23 protein-coding genes are annotated in these 20,939 nt (G+C 57.2%); 12 read left to right on the forward strand and 11 right to left on the reverse strand.

The genetic code is table 11. From position 1 onward, the window contains the following. Nucleotides 1-7: 7 nt before the first annotated feature. From WD071_RS05535 to WD071_RS05580, 10 genes are all read right to left on the reverse strand, one after another. The gene (locus tag WD071_RS05535; protein ID WP_368047352.1) at nucleotides 8-484 is read right to left on the reverse strand and encodes a phosphatidylglycerophosphatase A; all 477 of its coding nucleotides are present in this window, start codon (nucleotides 482-484) and stop codon (nucleotides 8-10) included. Continuing rightward, nucleotides 477-1,514 (reverse strand): thiamine-phosphate kinase, encoded by a 1,038-nt coding sequence (gene thiL, locus WD071_RS05540; RefSeq protein WP_368047353.1) that lies wholly within the window; start codon nucleotides 1,512-1,514, stop codon nucleotides 477-479. The genes WD071_RS05535 and thiL overlap by 8 nt, the downstream gene beginning before the upstream one ends. Then, on the reverse strand, nucleotides 1,495-1,923 hold the full coding sequence (gene nusB, locus WD071_RS05545; RefSeq protein ID WP_368047447.1) for a transcription antitermination factor NusB: 429 nt from the start codon (nucleotides 1,921-1,923) through the stop codon (nucleotides 1,495-1,497). Before nusB ends, thiL begins: the two co-directional genes overlap by 20 nt. 103 nt (nucleotides 1,924-2,026) lie before the next feature. Continuing rightward, entirely contained in the window at nucleotides 2,027-2,503 is a 477-nt protein-coding gene (gene ribE, locus WD071_RS05550; RefSeq protein ID WP_368047354.1) for a 6,7-dimethyl-8-ribityllumazine synthase, read from the reverse strand. 46 nt (nucleotides 2,504-2,549) lie between these two features. Further along, on the reverse strand, nucleotides 2,550-3,671 hold the full coding sequence (gene ribBA / locus WD071_RS05555; protein WP_368047355.1) for a bifunctional 3,4-dihydroxy-2-butanone-4-phosphate synthase/GTP cyclohydrolase II: 1,122 nt from the start codon (nucleotides 3,669-3,671) through the stop codon (nucleotides 2,550-2,552). 54 nt (nucleotides 3,672-3,725) lie between these two features. Further along, nucleotides 3,726-4,406: a riboflavin synthase gene (locus tag WD071_RS05560; RefSeq protein WP_368047356.1), complete on the reverse strand. Its 681-nt coding sequence runs from the start codon at nucleotides 4,404-4,406 to the stop codon at nucleotides 3,726-3,728. A gap of 18 nt (nucleotides 4,407-4,424) precedes the next feature. Then, a complete protein-coding gene (gene ribD / locus WD071_RS05565) occupies nucleotides 4,425-5,525 on the reverse strand; it encodes a bifunctional diaminohydroxyphosphoribosylaminopyrimidine deaminase/5-amino-6-(5-phosphoribosylamino)uracil reductase RibD (protein WP_368047448.1) in 1,101 nt (366 codons plus the stop codon). Between the two features lie 78 nt (nucleotides 5,526-5,603). Beyond that, nucleotides 5,604-6,056: a transcriptional regulator NrdR gene (nrdR, locus tag WD071_RS05570; protein WP_368047357.1), complete on the reverse strand. Its 453-nt coding sequence runs from the start codon at nucleotides 6,054-6,056 to the stop codon at nucleotides 5,604-5,606. Nucleotides 6,057-6,081: 25 nt separating this feature from the next. Then, nucleotides 6,082-7,341, reverse strand: a complete 1,260-nt coding sequence (glyA, locus tag WD071_RS05575; RefSeq protein ID WP_368047358.1) for a serine hydroxymethyltransferase — start codon at nucleotides 7,339-7,341, stop codon at nucleotides 6,082-6,084. 93 nt (nucleotides 7,342-7,434) lie between these two features. Beyond that, the gene (locus WD071_RS05580; RefSeq protein ID WP_368047359.1) at nucleotides 7,435-8,052 is read right to left on the reverse strand and encodes a DUF3299 domain-containing protein; all 618 of its coding nucleotides are present in this window, start codon (nucleotides 8,050-8,052) and stop codon (nucleotides 7,435-7,437) included. A gap of 124 nt (nucleotides 8,053-8,176) precedes the next feature. Between WD071_RS05580 and WD071_RS05585 the strand changes: the two genes are divergently transcribed. The 12 genes from WD071_RS05585 (at nucleotide 8,177) to WD071_RS05640 (ending at nucleotide 20,202) form a co-directional block, all read left to right on the forward strand. Next, nucleotides 8,177-8,893 (forward strand): ABC transporter ATP-binding protein, encoded by a 717-nt coding sequence (locus tag WD071_RS05585; RefSeq protein ID WP_368047360.1) that lies wholly within the window; start codon nucleotides 8,177-8,179, stop codon nucleotides 8,891-8,893. Then, nucleotides 8,883-10,103, forward strand: coding sequence for an ABC transporter permease (locus tag WD071_RS05590; protein ID WP_368047361.1), 1,221 nt, complete (start codon nucleotides 8,883-8,885; stop codon nucleotides 10,101-10,103). Before WD071_RS05585 ends, WD071_RS05590 begins: the two co-directional genes overlap by 11 nt. 94 nt (nucleotides 10,104-10,197) lie before the next feature. Then, entirely contained in the window at nucleotides 10,198-11,421 is a 1,224-nt protein-coding gene (gene zigA / locus WD071_RS05595) for a zinc metallochaperone GTPase ZigA (RefSeq protein WP_368047362.1), read from the forward strand. Nucleotides 11,422-11,423: 2 nt separating this feature from the next. Next, entirely contained in the window at nucleotides 11,424-12,026 is a 603-nt protein-coding gene (locus tag WD071_RS05600; protein ID WP_368047363.1) for a DUF1826 domain-containing protein, read from the forward strand. 14 nt (nucleotides 12,027-12,040) lie between these two features. Next, nucleotides 12,041-12,616, forward strand: a complete 576-nt coding sequence (locus tag WD071_RS05605) for a DUF2796 domain-containing protein (protein WP_368047364.1) — start codon at nucleotides 12,041-12,043, stop codon at nucleotides 12,614-12,616. After that, a complete protein-coding gene (locus WD071_RS05610; protein ID WP_368047365.1) occupies nucleotides 12,613-13,089 on the forward strand; it encodes a Fur family transcriptional regulator in 477 nt (158 codons plus the stop codon). The genes WD071_RS05605 and WD071_RS05610 overlap by 4 nt, the downstream gene beginning before the upstream one ends. Nucleotides 13,090-13,124: 35 nt before the next feature. Then, the gene (locus WD071_RS05615; protein ID WP_368047366.1) at nucleotides 13,125-13,898 is read left to right on the forward strand and encodes a ZIP family metal transporter; all 774 of its coding nucleotides are present in this window, start codon (nucleotides 13,125-13,127) and stop codon (nucleotides 13,896-13,898) included. Nucleotides 13,899-13,930: 32 nt separating this feature from the next. Beyond that, a complete protein-coding gene (locus WD071_RS05620; protein ID WP_368047367.1) occupies nucleotides 13,931-15,268 on the forward strand; it encodes a GTP-binding protein in 1,338 nt (445 codons plus the stop codon). Further along, nucleotides 15,256-16,323 (forward strand): WD40 repeat domain-containing protein, encoded by a 1,068-nt coding sequence (locus tag WD071_RS05625; RefSeq protein WP_368047368.1) that lies wholly within the window; start codon nucleotides 15,256-15,258, stop codon nucleotides 16,321-16,323. Before WD071_RS05620 ends, WD071_RS05625 begins: the two co-directional genes overlap by 13 nt. A gap of 191 nt (nucleotides 16,324-16,514) precedes the next feature. Next, nucleotides 16,515-18,416: a PhoX family phosphatase gene (locus WD071_RS05630; RefSeq protein WP_368047369.1), complete on the forward strand. Its 1,902-nt coding sequence runs from the start codon at nucleotides 16,515-16,517 to the stop codon at nucleotides 18,414-18,416. 113 nt (nucleotides 18,417-18,529) lie between these two features. Further along, nucleotides 18,530-19,678, forward strand: coding sequence for a diguanylate cyclase (locus WD071_RS05635; RefSeq protein WP_368047370.1), 1,149 nt, complete (start codon nucleotides 18,530-18,532; stop codon nucleotides 19,676-19,678). Nucleotides 19,679-19,758: 80 nt separating this feature from the next. After that, on the forward strand, nucleotides 19,759-20,202 hold the full coding sequence (locus tag WD071_RS05640) for a TerB family tellurite resistance protein (RefSeq protein ID WP_368047371.1): 444 nt from the start codon (nucleotides 19,759-19,761) through the stop codon (nucleotides 20,200-20,202). A 39-nt stretch (nucleotides 20,203-20,241) separates the two neighbouring features. On the opposite strand, the gene WD071_RS05645 is transcribed toward WD071_RS05640, so the two are convergent. Further along, entirely contained in the window at nucleotides 20,242-20,919 is a 678-nt protein-coding gene (locus tag WD071_RS05645) for a Fe2+-dependent dioxygenase (RefSeq protein ID WP_368047372.1), read from the reverse strand. Between the last annotated feature and the right edge of the window lie 20 nt (nucleotides 20,920-20,939).

The following is a 20,939-nucleotide window of genomic DNA, read 5'->3' on the forward strand; positions in this document are numbered from 1 at the left end:
TAACCTCTCACAGAATCAACGCAGCAATAAGCTGCAGACATGCCAGCGCCATCAAGCCGGCAAGTACATCGTCAATCATGATACCCAGACCACCTTCTACGTGTTTATCGCACCAGGCGATTGGCCAGGGTTTCAAAATATCAAAGACACGGAACAGCAAAAATCCCAGCACCAGCCATAGCAGACCCGGCGGTGCCAGAAACATGGTCAGCCACAGGCCAACAAATTCATCCCAGACAATACCGCCGTGATCGTGCACGCCGATATCAGCTGCTGTTTTGCCACACAACCAGACACCAACAACAAAAGTAAACGCCAGGAATAACAGATAAACTGCAACACTCATGGGTGGCAACAGCAGGTAGATCACGACAGCAGCGACGGTACCAAAAGTGCCGGGGGCTTTGGGCGCGGCTCCGCTGCCCAGACCAAAGGCCAGAAAATGCACCGGATTTCGCCAGACTGATTTCGGCGTCTCACTCATTGTCACCGCCTCCAAAATGTCGGTATCCGCTTAGCCGCATTGGCTGCGACTCACCATTGGCATCTCTGAGCATGATACCTGAACCGGCGATCACCTCACCAATGCGGCTGAATCTGAGGTTCAACGCCTTCATTGCCGCCTGCGCCTGCGCCTCGTGCTGCGGCGGCACGGTAACGCACAGTTCGTAATCATCACCACCGCCCAACGCCAGCGGCAATGCGTCATGCGCCGCCGCCAGACCTGCAAATTCAGCGGCAAGAGGTATCTGTGCGGTGTCGATGATTGCACCCAGAGCAGCCATGTCACTGTCACTGCCACTGCCACTGCCACTGGCTTGCAGAATGTGGCCCAGATCTGAAGCCAGCCCGTCGGAGACATCGATGGCCGCCGATGCCAGCCCGGTCAGGGCAAGCCCCGCATCGACCCGTGGCTCGGGCTGATAAAACGCCACCTGCAAAAATCCCCGCTGCTCAGCGCTCAGGTCGGCAAGTTCGTAGCCGGATTGGTGCGTCAGATATGGCAAGGCCAATGCCGCGTTGCCCAGGGTGCCGGTGACATAGATGGCATCACCCACACTGGCACCGGAACGCCGCAGGGCCTGACCTGCCGCCACCAGACCATGAACCTGAATGGTGATGGCCAATGGCCCCCGCGTGGTATCGCCCCCCAGAAGACTGCAGCGATAGTTGCCGGCGCACGCCGACAAGCCCTGACTGAAACCCTGTAACCAGCTTTCGCTCACATCCGGCAGACTCAGCGCCAGGGTAAAGCCCAGCGGTTCAGCGCCCATGGCAGCCAGGTCACTGAGGTTGACCCGCAGGCAGCGCTGCGCCAGCTGGTATGCGTCAGCACCAGCCGGAAAGTGCACCCCCTCATTCAGGGTGTCAACGGACAGCGCCAGGTTGTACCCTTTCGGTATATCGAGCAAGGCGCAGTCATCACCGGGGCCCAGCACAATGCCGGTACGCTCAAAGGTCAGCGCATCAATATTGAAGTACTGCCTGATCAGCTCAAATTCGGCCAGTGCCACGCTGCTCCAGTGCTCTCAGTTGTTTCGCCGCCCGGTCCAGCACGCCGTTGATGTATTTGTGTCCATCAGTCGCGCCAAATACCTTGGCCAGTTCAACGGCTTCGTTAATCACCACCTTGTAGGGCACATCAATCCGATGCGCCAGTTCATACAGGCCCAACCGAAGCAACGATAATTCAATAGGGTCAAGTGACTTAATTTCACGGTCCAACCAGGGCCGCATCATCTCATCCAGCTCTGCGACATGAGCGACCACTTCGGGGAAGACCTGTTTAAAAAATTCGCGATCAATCTTGCCCTGATAATAAACCAGAAACTCCGCCAGAATGTCGTTGACAGGTGCTCGCGCAATCTCCCACTGATACAGTGCCTGCAGCAACATGCGACGGGCTTTTTGACGCTCGTTCAGCTTCTTGCCTTTGACATCGGCAGCACCCTTGTCTTGCGAATCAGTATGGGGCACGGCCTCGTCGGGCAGGGATCCGCTAACGCCAGGAATCTCAATCACGCGATCAGGCTCCCAGCTTGTTGATAACGCTGACCATTTCAATCGCACCCATGGCCGCCTCGGCGCCTTTGTTGCCAGCCTTGGTGCCGGCACGCTCTATGGCCTGCTCTATCGTGTCGACTGTCAGTACGCCAAAGGCTACTGGTACGCCGGCATCAAGGCCGACCTGACTAAGCCCTTTGACACATTCGCCGGCAACAAAATCGAAATGCGGTGTGCCGCCCCGGATCACGGCGCCCAGTGCGATGACCGCGTCATAGGAACCCTTGGCCAGCACCTGTTTAGTGAGCAACGGCAACTCATAGGCGCCCGGCGCCCACACCAGTGTCATCTGACTGTCTTTCACCCCGTGACGGCGCAAGGTATCAACGGCGCCATCAATCAGCTTCTCCACGATAAAGCTGTTGAAGCGCGAGGCGACGATGGCGTAGTTGCCTTTACCCGGCAGAAAATCGCCTTCGATTGTTTTGATATTGCTCATGCTCTGATCCCCTGATTAAGATTCCTGAATGTGCAACGGCAGTCGATCAGGCCGGCACATCAAATTCAACAAACTCCACCACTTCCAGATCAAAACCTGTCAGTGCATTGTATTTCGCCGGATAACTCAACAAACGCATTTTACCCACGCCAAGCTCACGCAGAATTTGTGAACCGGTGCCGATGGTGACATCACTGCCGGCATGACGATGACGACGCGGAATGATTTTTTTGGCAGTCAGGACACTGTTGATACTTTCATTGATGTCTTCTTCGTAGTCGTCGCCCGACAACAGCACCGCCACACCACAGCCCTCAGCCGCTATACGTTCCAGCGCGCGACTGAATGACCAACTGGTCTGTCCGGGCACTACAACGTCACAGACATCGCGCAGGGTGCTGGCAATATGCACCCGCACCATGACCGCATCGTCCTGCGTGAACTCACCCAGCGTGAATGCCATGTGCGTACCACCGGAGATGGTATCGTCAAATGTGTGCAGAGTGAACTCACCGTATTCAGTATTGATTTTGTTGCTGTCTTTACGGACCACCGTATGCTCGTTGGCAATGCGGTAGTGAATCAGGTCAACGATGGTGCCTATTTTGAGACCGTGCTTTTCAGCGAAGACCTCAAGGTCCGGCCGTCGCGCCATGGTGCCGTCTTCATTCATTATTTCCACGATCGCGGCGGCTGGTTCGAAACCGGCCAGCCTGGCCAGATCACAACCGGCTTCGGTGTGCCCGGCACGACGCAACACGCCGCCCGGCTGCGCCATGATCGGGAATATATGACCTGGCTGCACAATATCGTAGGGCTTGGCATCGCGGGCGACAGCGGTGCGGATGGTGACCGCCCGGTCTGCCGCCGAGATACCCGTGGTGACACCGGCAGCTGCCTCAATCGAGACAGTGAAGTTGGTGTTGTATGGCGTGTTGTTCTTACTCACCATCAATGACAGGTCCAGCTGTTCGCAACGCTGCCGGGTCAAGGTCAGACACACCAGCCCGCGCGCATTTTTGGCCATGAAATTGATATCGTCAGCCTGCACTTTTTCCGCAGCAATGACCAGATCGCCTTCGTTTTCGCGATCCTCGTCATCCATCAGAATAACCATTTTGCCCTGGCGAATATCTTCTACCAGCTCTTCAATCGTATTGAGTTTCATAGTTCTCGCTACTTGTGTTGTACCGTGTGTTCAGGACTGTGTATGTAAGACCGGTCAGTGGCCGAAACCGTGATCGGCCAGAAAGGCTTTGGTAATGCCGGCCGGACTGGCACTGGCCGTGCTGCTGCCCGCATCCGCCGCACGCTCGCCCAGCACCAGCCGTTCCAGATAGCGCGCGATCAGGTCCACTTCAATATTCACATGCTGACCCACTTTATACGTGTGGATAATGGTTGCCTGCTGCGTATGCGGGATAATGTTAACACCGAAGCAGGCACCCTCTACAGTATTCACCGTCAGGCTGGTGCCGTCGATGCAGATCGAACCTTTCTGGGCAATGTAGCGGGCCAGCGCATCCGGCACCTTGAACGTAAGCCGCCAGCTGCCACCGTCATTGACCTGCGATAGCAGCTCACCGACACCATCAACGTGACCGCTGACCAGATGGCCGCCCAGTCGCGTTTGTGGGGTCAGCGCTTTCTCCAGATTCACTTTGGCGCCGCTTTTCAGATACTGGAACGTGGTCAGGCCGATACTCTCATTGGACACATCGGCGCAGAAGCTGGCACTGCCGAACTGTGTCACCGTCAGGCAACAACCATTGACCGCGATGCTGTCACCCAGTTGCACATCTGCAAAATCCAGATCCGGGCAACGAACTTTCAGGCGCCACTCGCTGCCACGCAGTTTAAACTCTTCGACGCTGCCAATCGATTCAATAATTCCGGTAAACATATCAACTTTTCCTGGCTGTCATAACACGCGCCTGAGGCGGGCAGTGATGCAGCAATCATCGGCGATCTGGCGCACCCCGGTAATTTCCAGCCCGATATGGTCCTGCATGCGATTGATGCCGGGCAGATGAAACAGCGGCAAAGCGTCACTGCCCAGAAACCGAGCCCCGATATAAATCACCACTTCATCAACCAGTCCGGCTTGCACCATGGCTCCGCTCAAGGTGGGGCCGGCCTCCAGCATGACTTCATTGCATTCATAATCCAGCGCCAGGCATGCCATCGCTGCCCGCAAGTCGAGTCGCCCGCCGGGCTGCACCGCAATTTCGCGGATACCGGCGCGCGAGCCCCGGTAACGAGCCCGCTGTTGCGGATGCGGCTGTCCGGTCAAAAACAGGATGTCGCCGGGCAAGTCAATCAGGCGCGAGTCCGGCGGCGTGCGCAGCGAAGAGTCCAGCACCACCCGCATCGGCTGGCGCTCGCCAATCAGCGCAGCATGTGCCTCACTCACCTGATCGGGCCGCACATTCAGGCTCGGATTGTCACTTAACACCGTATTGACACCCGTCACCACAGCGCAACTACTGGCGCGCATCAGCTGCACATCAGCCCGTGCGGCGGCACCGGTTATCCATTTGCTCTCGCCGGAGGCCATGGCAGTGCGGCCATCCAGACTCATCGCCATCTTGCACCGTACCCAGGGCAAACCCTGCGTCATGCGTTTCAGGAACCCTCGATTCAGTGCATCAGCCTCATCAGCCAACACCGGTCCGCGCACGCGAATACCTGCCTCACGCAAGCGCTGCAGGCCCTGCCCCGACACCTGTGGATTCGGGTCGCTGCCGGCATAAACAACTTCAGCGATACCCGCCTGGATCAGGGCGTCGGAACAGGGCGGTGTGCGGCCCATGTGCGCGCACGGCTCAAGCGACACATACGCAGTGGCACCTCTGGCCCGATCCCCAGCCTCACTCAAGGCGACGGCCTCAGCGTGAGGCTCACCAGGTTTCTGATGAAAGCCCTCGCCCACCACCTGACCGTCGCGCACCACGACACAGCCGACGCGCGGGTTGGGGCCTGCGCTCAGCACAGACTGCGCCAGCGCAATGGCGCGCTGCATGTATTGCTCTGTCGTCAAGGGCACGGGTCTCCGATGGCCTGGCTAACCGAGGGTTGGTGTTGGACAGATCGTATGCCGTTATTCGTTGGACAAGCGATCTATTTCAGCGCGGAACTCATTCAGGTCCTTGAAGCTGCGGTACACCGAGGCAAAACGCACAAACGCTACCTCATCAAGCTGGCGCAGCTCACGCATGACCTGCTCACCCAATACCCGGGACGGGACTTCCCGCTCACCAGTGCCGCGAATGAAATGTTTGATGCGATTCACTGCAGATTCAACGTCCTCAATGCTGACCGGTCGCTTTTCCAGCGCCTTCATCAAACCAGAGTAAAGCTTGCGCTCGTCAAACGACTCGCGGTTGCCGTTCTGCTTGATTATGCGTGGCATGACCAACTCGGCGGTTTCGTAAGTCGTGAAGCGCTCCGCACAGGTGATGCATTCACGGCGACGACGCACCTGATCGCCTTCGGCAACCAGACGCGAATCAATCACCTTGGTATCCAGCGCGCCACAAAAGGGACAATGCATGGTCAGGCGTCTCTGTAGCGCTTACTTATGCGCTCTTGTATACGGGAAAGCGGGCGCACAATGCTTTGACTTTTTCGCGCACCGCATCGATAACGGCTTCGTTGTTGATGTCGTCCAGAATATCGCACATCCACCCGGTCAGCTCAGCCACTTCTTTCTCGCCAAAACCACGTCGGGTCACGGCCGGGGAGCCAATGCGCAGGCCGCTGGTCACAAACGGCGGACGCGGATCATTGGGCACGGCGTTCTTGTTGACGGTGATGTAAGCCCGACCCAGCGCCGCATCGGCGTCTTTGCCGGTGATGTCCTGTTTGACCAGACTGAGCAGGAAGAGATGGTCATCCGTACCGTTAGACACAATATCGAAGCCGCGCTGCTTGAAGCCTTCAGCCATGGCCTGGGCATTCTTTACCACCTGCTGCTGATACTCCTTGAATTCTTTAGTCATGGCCTCCTTGAAACACACCGCTTTGGCAGCGATCACGTGCATCAGGGGACCACCCTGGCTTTCCGGGAATACAGAGAAATTGAGCTTCTTCTCCAGATCAGGGTTGGCCCTGGCCAGAATAATGCCACCTCGCGGCCCGCCCAGTGTCTTGTGGGTAGTCGTGGTAGTGACATCGGCAATCTTCACCGGACTGGGATACACGCCTGCTGCGACCAGACCGGCGATATGCGCCATGTCCACCAGCAGGTAGGCACCCACCTTGTCGGCAATCTCGCGGAAACGCATCCAGTCAATGATGCGGGAATAGGCCGAGAACCCGGCCACAATCATTCTCGGTTTGTGCTCCAGCGCCAGGGCTTCAACCTGATCGTAGTCAATCTCGCCGGTATCATCCTTGATGCCATACTGCACGGCATTGTAGATACGGCCGGAGAAACTTACGCTGGCACCGTGGGTCAGGTGACCGCCGTGCGCCAGACTCATGCCCAGCACGGTATCGCCGGGCTTCAGCAAGGCCATGTAAACAGCGGCGTTGGCCTGTGAGCCCGAGTGCGGCTGCACATTGGCATAATCGGCACCAAACAGCTGTTTTGCGCGATCGATGGCGAGCGTTTCCACATCATCAACGAATTCGCAGCCGCCGTAATAGCGCTTGCCCGGGTAACCTTCGGCATATTTGTTGGTCAGCACACTGCCCTGCGCTTCCATCACGCGTGGGCTGGTGTAGTTCTCCGAGGCAATCAGCTCGATATGCTCTTCCTGGCGCTGGCGCTCGCCTTCTATCGCAGTATACAGCTCGGGATCGAAGTCTTTGATAGTCATGCTGGTGCTAAACATGCAGTTCCCCATGGCTGGAAATTTCAATGAGGCCGTATTTTACATGATGTGGGGCCCTTCAGCACTCGAAAATTGTCCGGAACACTATTCAGGTCAGGGCTCCCGGTACACCAACACCGATTGTGCGACCAGGCGATAAGCCGCATCGGCGAGGTCATTGTTCATCGGCCGGGTCTCCAGCACACCTTTCACCCAGAACGGGTCATAAATCGAATCCAGTGCTATGCCTGGCTCGAAATTGACATAGATGATCTGGTTGGGCGGCGGCGGCGGCAAATGCAGGCAAGCGCCAAAATACGGCACCAGAAAGAACTCAATCACACGCTGACGATCATCAAAGGCCAGCGGCACGATGAAGCCGGGGATACGAATACGCGCGCCGTTCATCGCTGGCACGACCTCGGCTGAGGCCAACGCCTGAAAAAACCGCGACTCCTGCTCGTCTTCCGCACGCGGCGAGGACAACAAGTCCAGATCGTCTTCTTCGGAGCCGTCAACGATGTCGTTCATCCAATCCGGCGGCGTCATTAACGCCTGCAGGTCAGCCTCTGGCATGAGCTGCACCCAATCGACCTCCTGATAAACTTCATCTGGGCTCTCAGTCGGGGCTGCGGACTCTTCGGGAGATTCTGGCACCATCGGCGCCCGCAACCACAACACGATTGACAGCGTCACCGAAACTGCCAACAAACTCCAGAACAGCCGTCTCATACCAACCCCCGCGCAGGTGAAGCAAAATTCATTTGCCGCCGGACATTCTTTCGCCCGATGCATACAATATGATATATCATAACATTACCTAGGTATTAGTGACACACAGGCGGCATTCCAGGCCATGCAAAACGAGAAAACCGAACCCGCGCTCCTGATCCGTGACCTGCAGTTCTCGTGGTCTCGCGGCCAGCCGGATTTGCTGCGGATACCGGCATGGCAGGTCATGGCAGGCGACAGGGTATTTTTATACGGGCCGTCCGGTTCTGGCAAAAGCAGCCTGCTCAACCTGATCAGTGGCATCGCCAGCCCCCTGGCAGGCGTGGTCTGCGTGGCGGGCACGGACCTGACACAACTCAGCGCCCGGCAGCGCGACCGGTTCAGGGCCAGCTCGATTGGTGTGATCTTTCAACAGTTCAACCTCGTCTCTTACCTGAGCGTGTTTGACAACGTGCGTCTGGGAACCGTGTTCGCCCAACAGCAGGCTCACGCTGATGAGCGTATCGATGATTTGCTCGACCGGCTCGGACTGGGCAAGGTCCGCAATGACAAGGCCGCCTGTCTCAGCGTGGGGCAGCAACAACGCGTCGCCATCGCCCGGGCGCTGGTTAACGCCCCGCCGCTGGTGCTGGCTGACGAACCGACCTCTGCCCTGGACCCTGCCGCCCGCGATGCCTTCGTGAATACACTGCTGACATGCTCTGCCGCGAGCGGCAGCACCGTTCTGGTGGTCAGCCATGACCACGCTCTGGCAGGTTATTTTGATAAATCAGTCGATCTGCAGCACATCAACCGGGCGCTGAACAGCGCCAATACACAGGACACAATTAATGTTCGTTAAGCTGGTACTGGGCAGCCTGCGCACTCGGCGATTGACGGTTTGCCTGACCATACTGTCGGTGTTCGTCAGCACCCTCGTTGTGCTGGGGGTAGAACACATCCGCCAGGAGGCACGCAGCAGCTTCAGCAAAACCGTGGCCGGGGTGGACCTGATCGTCGGAGCACGCACCGGCCAGATCAACCTGTTGCTGTACAGCGTATTTCGCATGGGCAGCGCAACCAGCAACATCTCCTGGCAAAGTTATCAGCACATCAGCACACAACCCGGCATTGCCTGGAGTGTGCCGATCTCCCTGGGTGACTCCCATCGCGGCTATCGAGTGATGGGCACGACATCGGATTATTTCCGGCATTTCCGATACGGCAATAACCAAAACCTGCAACTGCAGGGACATGCGTTCGGCGATTACCGCTCAGCAGCGGATGCCCGACCCGCCGCTGATTTCAACGCCGTGCTGGGACACGCGGTTGCTGCGCGCCTTGGTTATGCCGTCGGCGACACCTTCGCCATTGCCCACGGCATGGGATCGACCAGTTTTAATGTGCACGAACAATCACCCTTCACGGTTACCGGCATCCTGGCTGCCACCGGCACACCTGTCGATCAGACCATCCATGTGAGCCTGGAAAGCCTGGAAGCGGCGCATCAGTCGGGCCCCATACCGGAGTCAATCACCGCCTTCATGATCGGACTCGAATCAAGATTGCAGACCTTTACCCTGCAGCGCGAGATCAATGCCTATGCACAGGAGCCGTTGCTGGCAATTTTACCGGGGGTCGCGCTGTCGGAGCTTTGGCAGATGATGGGTGTTGTCGAACGCATGCTGTCACTGATTGCCGGTCTCATTATGGTTTCGGCGCTGCTGGGCATTGCCACCATGCTGCTGTCCACGCTGCAGCAGCGGCAACGCGAAATAGCCGTGTTGCGCGCACTCGGGGCCCGGCCGCTGTTTCTGTTCCTGTTGATCCAGGCGGAAGCGCTGATCATGACCGTGACCGGCATGCTGCTGGCGATTGCCTCGCTGACACTGACTCTGACGCTGGTTGCGGGTGCGATCAGCAGACAATTCGGCGTCTTTATCTCGGCTCAGGTACTGCAAGCCGACGCAATCCCCTATCTGGTCGGGATGATCGTGCTGGCGATGCTGCTGGCACTGATTCCGGCGACCCTCGTGTACCAGCGGTCCGCGACGTTGCTGCTCCACGACTGACCACAGTCTTGCCAAATTGCAGCGATGGGCTTGCGCAAAACCAACTACTAATGTTACGTTATATCATATCTATTATTGATCGGACGTATTTCCCATGACCCCTGACTCGACACCTGTGCCAACCCAGCCCCTTCTGCCTGTTACCGTCCTTTCCGGGTTCCTCGGCGCGGGCAAGACCACAGTGCTGAATCAGGTGCTTAACAACCGCGGCGGTCTCAAGGTCGCTGTCATCGTTAATGACATGAGCGACATCAATATCGACGCCCGGACTGTCAACAATGACATCGCGCTGAACCGCACCGAAGAAAAGCTGGTGGAAATGAGTAACGGCTGCATCTGCTGCACATTGCGCGAAGACCTGCTGGACGCTATCACCGAGTTGGCAGCCCAGCAGCGATTCGACTATCTGCTGATTGAAGCCACCGGCATATCGGAGCCTTTGCCAATCGCCGAGACATTTACGTTTGAAGATGAGAACGGCCAGAGCCTGGCCAGCGTGGCAAAGCTGGACACGCTGGTGACGGTGGTCGACGCCGCCAATTTCCTCAACGACTATGAGGACGCATTTTCCTTGCAGGAAACCGGCGAGAGCCTGGGCGAAGATGATGACAGGAGCGTCTCGGACCTGCTTGTTGACCAGATAGAATTCTGTAACGTCATCCTGCTCAGCAAGACTGATCTGGTCGACGCGGCGCAAATCAACAGGATCACCGCGATCATTCGCAGCCTCAACCCCGATGCGGAAATCATTCGGATCAGGAGCGGCGAAGTAGCATTGGATAAAGTCATCGGCACCGGTCGCTTCAATTTCGACAAGGCTCAGCTGGCGCCGGGCTGGCTAAAGGAACTGCGCGGCGAACACACCCCGGAAACCGAAGAATATGGTATCAGCAGTTTTACCTACCGCGCCCGCCGCCCCTTCCACCCCGCCCGGTTTCATGCCTTTCTGCATCAGGACTGGCCGACGGGACGCCTGATCCGCTCCAAAGGTTACTTCTGGCTCGCCAGCCACCCCACACTGATCGGCCAATGGAATCAGGCCGGCGGTATCGCCCGCCATGGTTTTGCCGGCACCTTCTGGAGCGCCACACCCAGAAAAGAGTGGCCGACTGATGAAGAGGCACTGACTTATATCGAAGAAAGCTGGGAGGAACCCTTTGGTGATATGCGTCAGGAGCTGGTGTTTATTGGCCAGTCACTTGACCAGCAGATGATGTGTGCACAACTGGACGCCTGCCTGCTCACAGATGAAGAACTGTACGCGGGCAAAGCCCACTGGCTCACGCTGGAAAACCCGTTTGTCGCACAGGAGGCCTGAGCATGCGTCGTCGAACTGCCACCGCGGCAGGACTGTCCGCGATCTACAGCGAGGGCATCAATCTCGCCGAGTGGCAGCGCGAGCTGTCAACGCCCGTGCGCAGTTATGCTGCCGGCATGGTGAAATTGAACACCGGGTTCACACTGCGCCAGGTAGTGCCTGCCGACGTGACTGACACCACACTCGTGCCACTGTTACCCGACGCGGGCGACAAATTTTCCCGGTCCCGCCTTGCTTTCGCAGAAGATCTCAGGCTCCTGTGTGACATGTACGCCTGCCTGTTTGATCTGGAACAAATCGGTTTGCGAATATCTGTTCTAAATAAAGCCATGTGCCCCCGGTTCCACGTCGATCACGTGGTCTGCCGGCTGATATGTACCTATTTCGGCCGGGGCACCGAATGGCTGCCAGAGTCCAGCGTCAACCGCAAGGCTCTCGGTGAGGAGCGCCATCAATATGACATTGAGACCCTGCACGAGGGCAGCGTGGGACTGCTGAAAGGCGAAAAATGGCCAGGCAATGAAGGCCGGGGACTCGTACACCGATCACCGGCGGCGTCAGGAACACAACCCCGTCTTGTCCTTACTCTCGACCCCGTGGCCTGACCGGGAGCCTGACGATGATGCTGACGGATGTGACTGGACGGATTGCAACCCACTTGCACACCTCAACGCTTATGGCATGCCTGTTGATGATCCCGACCGCAGGTGCTCTGGCCCAGCCTCATGTGCACGGCGTCGCGCAACTGTTGCTGGTTCAGGATAACGCCCGCATCCACATGGAGTTTACATCGCCCGCGATCAACATGGTTGGCTTCGAACATTCGCCGCGAACCGACGCAGAGCGTCAGGCAATCGATGAGGTACGACGTGCGCTTGCCAACCTGGACAGCATTCTCACGTTAAGTGCGCTGGACTGTGATGTTGACAGCATTGAGACAGCCGTCACAGGGATGATCTCAATTGACGGTGATACACACAATCATCATCGACACCTGCATGACGCTGATCATGCTGAATTTACAGCCACTTTTGAACTCTCGTGCAGCAGGGCGCAGTTGCCATCAGAACTCGTCATCACTGCGTTTGATAATTTTCAGGACCTTGAGAGTATTCATGCCACCTGGTCTCTGCAAGATACACAAGGCGCGCAGCATTTGCCTCGACAAAACACACGACTGAGGCTCAGGCCATGAACCAGGGTGATCAGCAACGCTTTCTGAAAATGGCTGACGCGCTGTGCAGGCACCAGAAGGCTCGCCTGACCGCCAAGCGCAAACGGATTCTGACGATACTGCTGCAGGCAGGAACGCCTCTGTCTGCCTACCAGATATCGGACCGGTATCGCGAGGCCCATGAGCAACAAATGTCCATCATGTCTGTTTACCGGATGCTAAATTTTCTGATTGATCAGCACCTGGCGCATCGACTGGAGACAACAAACCAGTACCTCCCCTGTGCTCATATCGATGCCGGTCATACGTCCGATACTGCGCACGGAACGCCGCAATTTCTGATTTGCGACAAGTGCAAACGGGTGGACGAATCAGGCCTGCGCACGGACATTCTTGAACAACTTGACAACGAACTCAGGAAAACTGGTTTTACCATGGATCAACAGCAACTGGAAATACATGGCACCTGCCAGCGTTGTGCAAAAAGAGCCTGATGCTTTATTTAACTTTCTAACTCCGGAACTGAATTATGGATTGGCTAACAATTATTTTTGCCATGGCCGGCGCCTTGCTGGTATCACTGGTGGCGCTTTGCTCGGCTTTTGTTTTAGTTGTAAAAGAGACCACGCTTGCCCGCTGGATGCCCAGGTTGATCGCACTGGCCGTTGGTGTTTTGCTGGGGGATGCGTTCCTTCACCTATTGCCTGACGCCCTGGAAAGTGGCGCCAACACCAGCAGCGTTTTCCTGTGGACGCTAGCCGGTATTGTGGTTTTCTATTTCATTGAGCAGATCCTGCACTGGCGACACGATCACGCCATCCTGCCCGACGAGATGAAAAAAAGACCCAAGAGTTATGCCAATATGAACCTGCTTGGTGACGGTGCTCACAACTTTGTTGATGGCGTGCTGATCGCCGGCAGTTTCCTGGCCGACCCCATGCTTGGTGTGGCCACAACCATCGCCATCGTCATCCACGAAATCCCGCAGGAGATCTCGGACATCGCTGTACTGATACACAGTGGCTACGAAAAAAAGCAGGCGGTGCTGATCAATTTCCTGTGCGCTTGCGCCTGTATTGTGGGCGCGGCACTCACCTTGCTGGTTGCGCAGTTTATGACCATCAGCCTGCCCGCCTTACTGGCTTTGACGGCCGGCGGCTTTATCTATATCGCCACGTCGGATCTGATCCCGCTACTGCGAAATGCCGAGATCAGACTCCCCCTGCCCGTTCAGGCACTGGCCACCATCACCGGCATTGCGTGCATGCAGAGCATTCTGTGGCTTGAACTGTTGATCAGATAAAACCCCGGTAACGTCACAATGGAGCATACACCATGACAGATCAGCGCATTCCGGTTACCGTACTGACCGGCTTTCTCGGCAGCGGTAAAACCACACTGTTAAACCGAATACTGACGGAAAAGCACGGGCAACGCATCGCCGTCATCGAAAACGAGTTCGGCGAAGTCGGCATTGACCAGGACCTGGTGATCAACGCCGACGAAGAAATCTTCGAAATGAACAATGGCTGTATCTGCTGCACGGTGCGCGGCGACCTGATCAGAATTCTGGGTAACCTGGCGCGCCGTCGTGACAAATTCGACCGTATTGTGCTGGAAACGACCGGCATGGCTGACCCAGGCCCTGTCGCCCAGACCTTTTTTGTGGACGACGATATCAAGGACGAGTTCTGCCTGGACGGCATCATCACCCTGGTCGATGCGGGGCACATCGAACAGCATATTGGCAGCAGCACAGAAGTGATGGCGCAGATTGCCTTTGCCGATTTGATCGTGCTGAATAAATCTGACCTTGTTAATTCGACAACACTTGCCTCCCTGACAGGCAGGCTGCGTGACATGAACAGGATGGCGCAAATTCTTCCAGCCAACATGGCAAACGTTCCACTGGAGAAAGTGCTGGATGTCGGCGGTTTTAACCTTGATCGTGCGCTGGACACCAATCCGGCCTTTCTGGAGCCGGAATATCCGTTTGAATGGGGCGGAATATTCAGGCTCAAAGCCGGCGACTACATTCTTGCAGTGGACACCGGGCCAGATCCGGACATGTCAGCAATCTGGATCGATGCCGGGCAACCACAGGTCGAATTGACCGAGCTGGCAGAGCATGTGTTTCGCCATTTTTCCCACGCGGCGCACCCCGTGGGTAACGCTGACCTTATCACTGCCAGTGATACGCATTGGAAGTTGCAACTTGCCTCGCCGATCGCACTGACTTTGCAAGCCCCGCGGGACGGCTGCTTCGCCTTGTTTACCCAGCACACACCAGAAGAGTTCGACATCCGGTTGTATGACATCAACGACCAGCTATGTGAACCGGTGACTGCCCACTACTTCAATGCCAATCACACCCACGATGACGAAGTCAGCTCAGTGGCATTCGAGTTTGAAGGGACACTGGATCCGGAAAAATTCAACACCTGGCTGTCATTTCTGCTGCGCACAGACGGCGCCGATCTGTTCCGTATGAAAGGCATTCTGGCGATCACCGGTGATGACAGGCGCACAGTATTTCAGGGTGTGCACATGCTCTTTGACAATCAGCCAGGCGCCGCCTGGGGAGATGAAACGCCCTACAACCGCCTGGTGTTCATCGGGCGCAACCTGAACCGCGACTACCTGGAAGGAGCGCTTAAACAATGCCTGAGTTGATACAGGCCGGCCCGCCATCAGCGCGCTTGCTGTTCGAATCAGTGCTGGACGATTCACCAGCAGACATGGGCTGGTCATCGTGCGGCAAATGGCTGGCCGCAGCAGCAACCACGGGCATTGTGCACCTCATTGACCCGGTGGCTGGCATACAAGTCAACGCTTGGCATGCCCACAACGATGGCGTGCTGACGTTACGGTGGCATCCGACGTCGCCGATGCTGGTTACCAGTGGCAAGGATGGACATGTGCGACTGTGGCAAATATCAGACACGGCACCTGCCGTTTTACTGGCAGAGATCGCATTGACCCGGGACAGCGCTAACAACTGGATTGAACACCTGCACTGGCGGCCTGATGGCAGGCAACTTGCCGCCGCCCACGGCAAGAACATAGTCCTGCTGACAGCTGATTGCCAACCGCAGCACGAATATACCTTCCCCGGCGGCACCGTAGGCGCCATGTGCTGGCGCCCCAAGGGCGCTCAACTGGCCGCTGCCGGTTACGGCGGGGTGAGAATCTACAATGTGCTGGATACCCGCAGCAAGGTGCAGGACATAAACTGGAAAGGGTCCTTACTCAGCCTGAACTGGAGCCCCGACGCCCGCGTCATCGCTGCCGGCTGTCAGGACAATACCGTACACTTCTGGCGCCTGCCCGAGTTACGCGATGCCATGATGTCCGGGTTCGCCTACAAACCTGTGCAACTGAACTGGAGCAACAACAGTCGCTGGCTGCTGACCGGAGGCAGCGCGGAGTTGATCATGTGGCCATTCGATAAAAAGGGCCCGGAAGGACGCGCACCACTGACCGCCAGCTTTCATCAGGATGCCATTTGCGCAATCGATATCGCCGCCAGTGGCCAGCGACTGGCGACCGGCTGCCGTGCGGGTACCATTGCCTTCTGGAATCAGATTGGAGATAGCCAGCCAGGTATGACCGCGCAACTCGACAGCCGCACTGAACATCTCGCCTGGGCGCCGCACAAAAACACCCGCCTGCTGGCATCAACTTCGCGCTATGGCACCTTGAGCGTCTGGGATGCATCAGTGCAATGACATTTGACACCGTCAAAGACCAATTTCATCACCGACTTTCTGGATGCAGACAAGACCACCTGTATCGGGCTGTGTCACGCAAAACAAGCGCCGCCTGTCATCAGTCTGTCAGATAGTACCGATAGACTGTTGCGCACGCGTATGCGAAATTAACCATATCGGACTCACAAGCTGACCAGAAGGCGTAGTGCATGAAAAACGTAGATCCCAACACCCTGTCCGCCGACGACTGGGACGAGCACAACTTCCCCAGAGCCACGGAACAGGATTTTGATCGTGTGGTCGAGCGCGCGATCTCACGCCGTGGATTTCTCGGCGGTGTGCTTGCCTTCGGGTCAGCGGCAGCTTTAATGGGCACAGCTGGCATACTGGGGTCTACAGCGGCACGCGCGCAGCAGGGTTCCCGATTTGCCTTTACCCCGATACCCGCGGCATCGGACGGCACCGTGCATGTGCCCGCAGAATACAACTGGCGTATTGTTACCCGTTGGGGGGACGCATTGTTCTCTGAGGCGGACGGAGATTTTGACGACGCCACCGGCGGCAGCGAGGCAATGTCGGACAAGGTGTTCGGCGAGAATACGGACGGCATGGAGCTTTTTGTGATTGGCAATCGCCAGGTGATGGCGGTAAACCACGAGTTCACCAATCGCCCCGTCAATTTACCCCAGGCTGAAAACGGCACGCCGCGCAATGCCGCTGATGTGCGCAAATTGCAGAACCTGCAGGGCATATCGGTATTTGAAATCGCCGAGGGTGACAACGGCTGGGCCGTGGTGATGGACAGCCCCTATAACCGCCGCATCACGCACAACACACCGATTCGACTATCCGGTCCCGCCGCCGGCCATGCGCTGATGAAAACCACGGCCGACCCCGCTGGTACACAAGCGCTGGGCACCATGAACAACTGCGGGGCAGGCAAGACGCCCTGGGGTACCTACCTGACCTGTGAGGAAAACTTTAACGGCTACTTCGGCGCCAACGGCGATGTTGCGGCAACCGGACTCGCGGCAGAGGGTCGCCAGCGCTACGGGTTGAACGCAAGCGGCTGGGGCTACGATTATCACCGCTGGGATCCACGGTTTGACGCTGCCGCCAATCCCAACGAACCTCATCGGGTGGGATACATTGTTGAGATCGACCCCGCCAACCCGGACGCGACACCGGTCAAACGCACCGCCCTGGGTCGTTTCAAGCACGAGAATGCTGCCGTCACCGTCGCCGAGGACGGACGTGTGGTGCTTTATTCCGGTGATGATGAGCGTGGCGAGTTTCTGTATCGATGGGTGTCGCACGATGTTTATGTACCGGGCGGTGATACATCCACCCTGCTGGACGAAGGCACCCTGTTTGTGGCCCGCTTTGATGATGACCAGACCGGCACCTGGCTGGCGCTGACTCCCGAGACCACCGGCATGACAGCGGCCGAGGTTGCCATCTTCACGCGCTTGGCGGCATCACGCGTCGGCGCCACCACCATGGACCGGCCCGAATGGGTGGCGCTCAACCCGATTACCGCTGAAGGGTATTGCACGCTGACCAACAACCGGGACCGCGGCATCAACACCAACGCGGGCGGCGACGAGCAACCGGTCACCGGACCCAACCCGCGCGCCGCCAACCACTACGGCCAGATTGTGCGCTGGCGCCCAGCCGACCACAACCATGCAGCCGACACCTTTGAATGGGATCTGTACGTGATGGTGGGCAATCCCACGGTGCACGATGATGCTTATGCGGGCTCTGCCAATATCAACGCTGGCAACCTGTTCAACTCCCCTGACGGCATGAAAATCGACACGACCGGGCTGATATGGATTCAGACTGACGGCAACGACAGCAATACTGATGACTTTGCCGGCATGGGCAACAATCAGATGCTGGCCGGCGACCCGGTCACTGGAGAAATTCAGCGTTTTCTGACCGGCCCGCAGGGCTGCGAAGTGACCGGTCTGTGCTGGTCGGCAGACCGGCGCACCATGTTTGTGGGTATCCAGCATCCCGATGCGCCGTTCCCTAACGGTGAGGGCCGTTTGCCCCGCTCCTCGATCATCGCGATCAAACGCGATGACAATGCGCAGGTGGGTTGACAGCGCCTCCATTCAGCGGTCTCATTGCGAACAACAGCGTACCGGGCCACCCGCACCGAAGCAGGATAGCCGTGACTGTTTAGGCATAATAACGAGAACGGACACGCCGCTTTATGACTCTGCAGCTTGACATCACCACACTGGCACTGATGTTCATCACGCTGGCGATAACGTCCTTCATCGTGATGTTCCTGATCTGGCGTATCAACCGGAACATGCCCGGCGTATTGCTCTGGATGGTGGCCACACTGTTGAATACCGCCTCCGCCCTGACCACGCTGCTGAATGCGCAGTTTGGCTGGGCCGATGGCTGGGGGGCGCTTGTCGGCAGCAGTATCAGTCTTACCGCCAATATGCTGGTACTTGAAGGTGCCTTGAGATTTCGTGGCCACGAGTCCCGACGACGCTGGCAATTTTTTCTGGCGTTGATTCCCCTGTTTCTGGTCATCACTTGGCTGTTTCGTCTTGATCCGCACGCTCGCGGTGTATTTCACGACAGCGTCACCCTGGTTTTTCAGCTGTCCGCGGGCACGGCCTTGATCTGGCGTACAGCCAGCCGTGACGAACTGCAGGCCAATCTGCTGGCAGCGATTGCCAGTATACTGATCGGGTTGCTTATTGCCTGGCGTCTGGCGCTGGTGCTCGGCGGCAGCGAACTCGCGGGATGGGGAACAGAATCGTCGACCAGCCAATGGTATCTGTTTGCCGGCGCCAATTTCCATGTCGCCTGGATCTTTGGTTTGAGCGTCGCCTGCTACTACCGTTCGCGGCAACAGGTTATGTTACTGGCGCGCGAGGACTCACTCACGGGTTTGCCCAATCGTCGCTGGATTGACGAAAAGCTCTCGCAGACTCTGGCCGAAACGCAGCGCAGCGACGAACAGTTTGCGGTCATCATGCTGGATATCAATGATTTTAAGCAGGTCAACGACAGATACGGCCACAGCGCGGGCGACAAAGTACTGGCCGAACTGGCAGCCCGCCTGCGGCGGGCCGTACGCGATTCCGATTTCGCCGGACGCCTGGGTGGCGATGAATTTTTCATTCTGGCGCGACAAATCGAAAACGATGACCTGTTGACACAAATGGTGGCGCGGATACGGCAACACCTGAACGGGAAGATGGCCTTAAATGGCAACACCATCGATATCAGGGTCAGTATCGGCGCAGCCACATTTCCAGTGGATGGTGACACACCTGACACCCTGTTGGGCGAAGCCGACACCAGTATGTACCGCGACAAGAAGAGACAAAAACAATAATTTCAGCATTGCCAAATATTCAGTGATACTATTTGACGCAGTTACTCCAGGCAATTTTCAATCAAGGAGAAAGAAGCACAATGAGTTCTGTCAATTTCGAGTCCATAACCAGCTTGCTGCAAGGTTCCGACACCGATCACACATCAAAACAACTGCTCAAAGAAGTCCTCGTCCTGGTGCTGGCGCGGGCGATCAGAGCCGACACCAACGTCGAACCCGCAGAAGTATCGATGGTGCAGAGCATCCTGTCGGACGTTCTGGGCGAGCCAATCGACGCGGCCGACATCAAGCTGGCAGCAAGCTCTGAGCTGTTCGAACGACAGTCACTGGATCGCTACCTGAAAAAAGCCACCCGCAAACTCAACGAAGAAGATCGCATCCTGGTCATGCAGTGTCTGATCCAGGTGCTGCGCTCCGACGATCATATCCGTGAATTTGAGCTGGACTATTTTGATCGCATCGCCAATGCGCTAAAGGCGACACCGTCTGAAATTGCAGGATTGCGCGCCGGGCCGGTAGCTTAAAGACCGCCTGGTAGTTGCTGTGGTACAGAAACTATCAGGCTAGCACTCTGACCAGCGACGTAGCAGATTGTTGTATAGCCCAGTCAGGGCAATAAGGTCCGGATCGTCGTCGCCGTGTTTGCGTCGCAGGGATATAAGTGACATGTCCATCTGGTACAACTCCCGCCGCTGCTCTGCGTCCTTGACCAGGCTCTGCATGAACATGTAGCAGGCCAGCCGCTCCCCCCGCGTCACCGGTCGCACTTCGTGGATGGAACCGGACGGATACACCACCAGGCTGCCCGCAGGCAGCTTGGCACTGTGACTGCCATAAGAATCCTGGATCGATAATTCACCGCCTTCATAATCCTCGGGCGGCGACAGAAACAGGGTTGCCGACACATCAGTACGCAAATAACCACCATCCGGCAGTGGCCGTAGCGTGCTGTCAGTGTGGGGCCCGTAACGGTTGGTGTCGCCGGTATAGCGATTAAAATTGGGCGGCAATATCTTGAAGGGCAACGCCGCAGTAAGCAATTGCTCACTGCGATTGAGTGCCCGCAACACAGTCATGCGCATCTCCGGCAATACCGCCGAGTCCTCAGCGACCTGCAGGTTGTGTTTGGCCAGACGGGCCTGGGAACCGGCGCTGATTCCCTGGGCCCAGTCTGCTTTGCGCAACTGACTGCGCAGAAAAGACAACTCCTGCGCAGTCAGTACATTATCGATAACTATCATGAGCGTACTACCGGTATGAG

The organism is Pseudohongiella sp., from assembly GCF_040877505.1.
Classification (GTDB): domain Bacteria; phylum Pseudomonadota; class Gammaproteobacteria; order Pseudomonadales; family Pseudohongiellaceae; genus Pseudohongiella.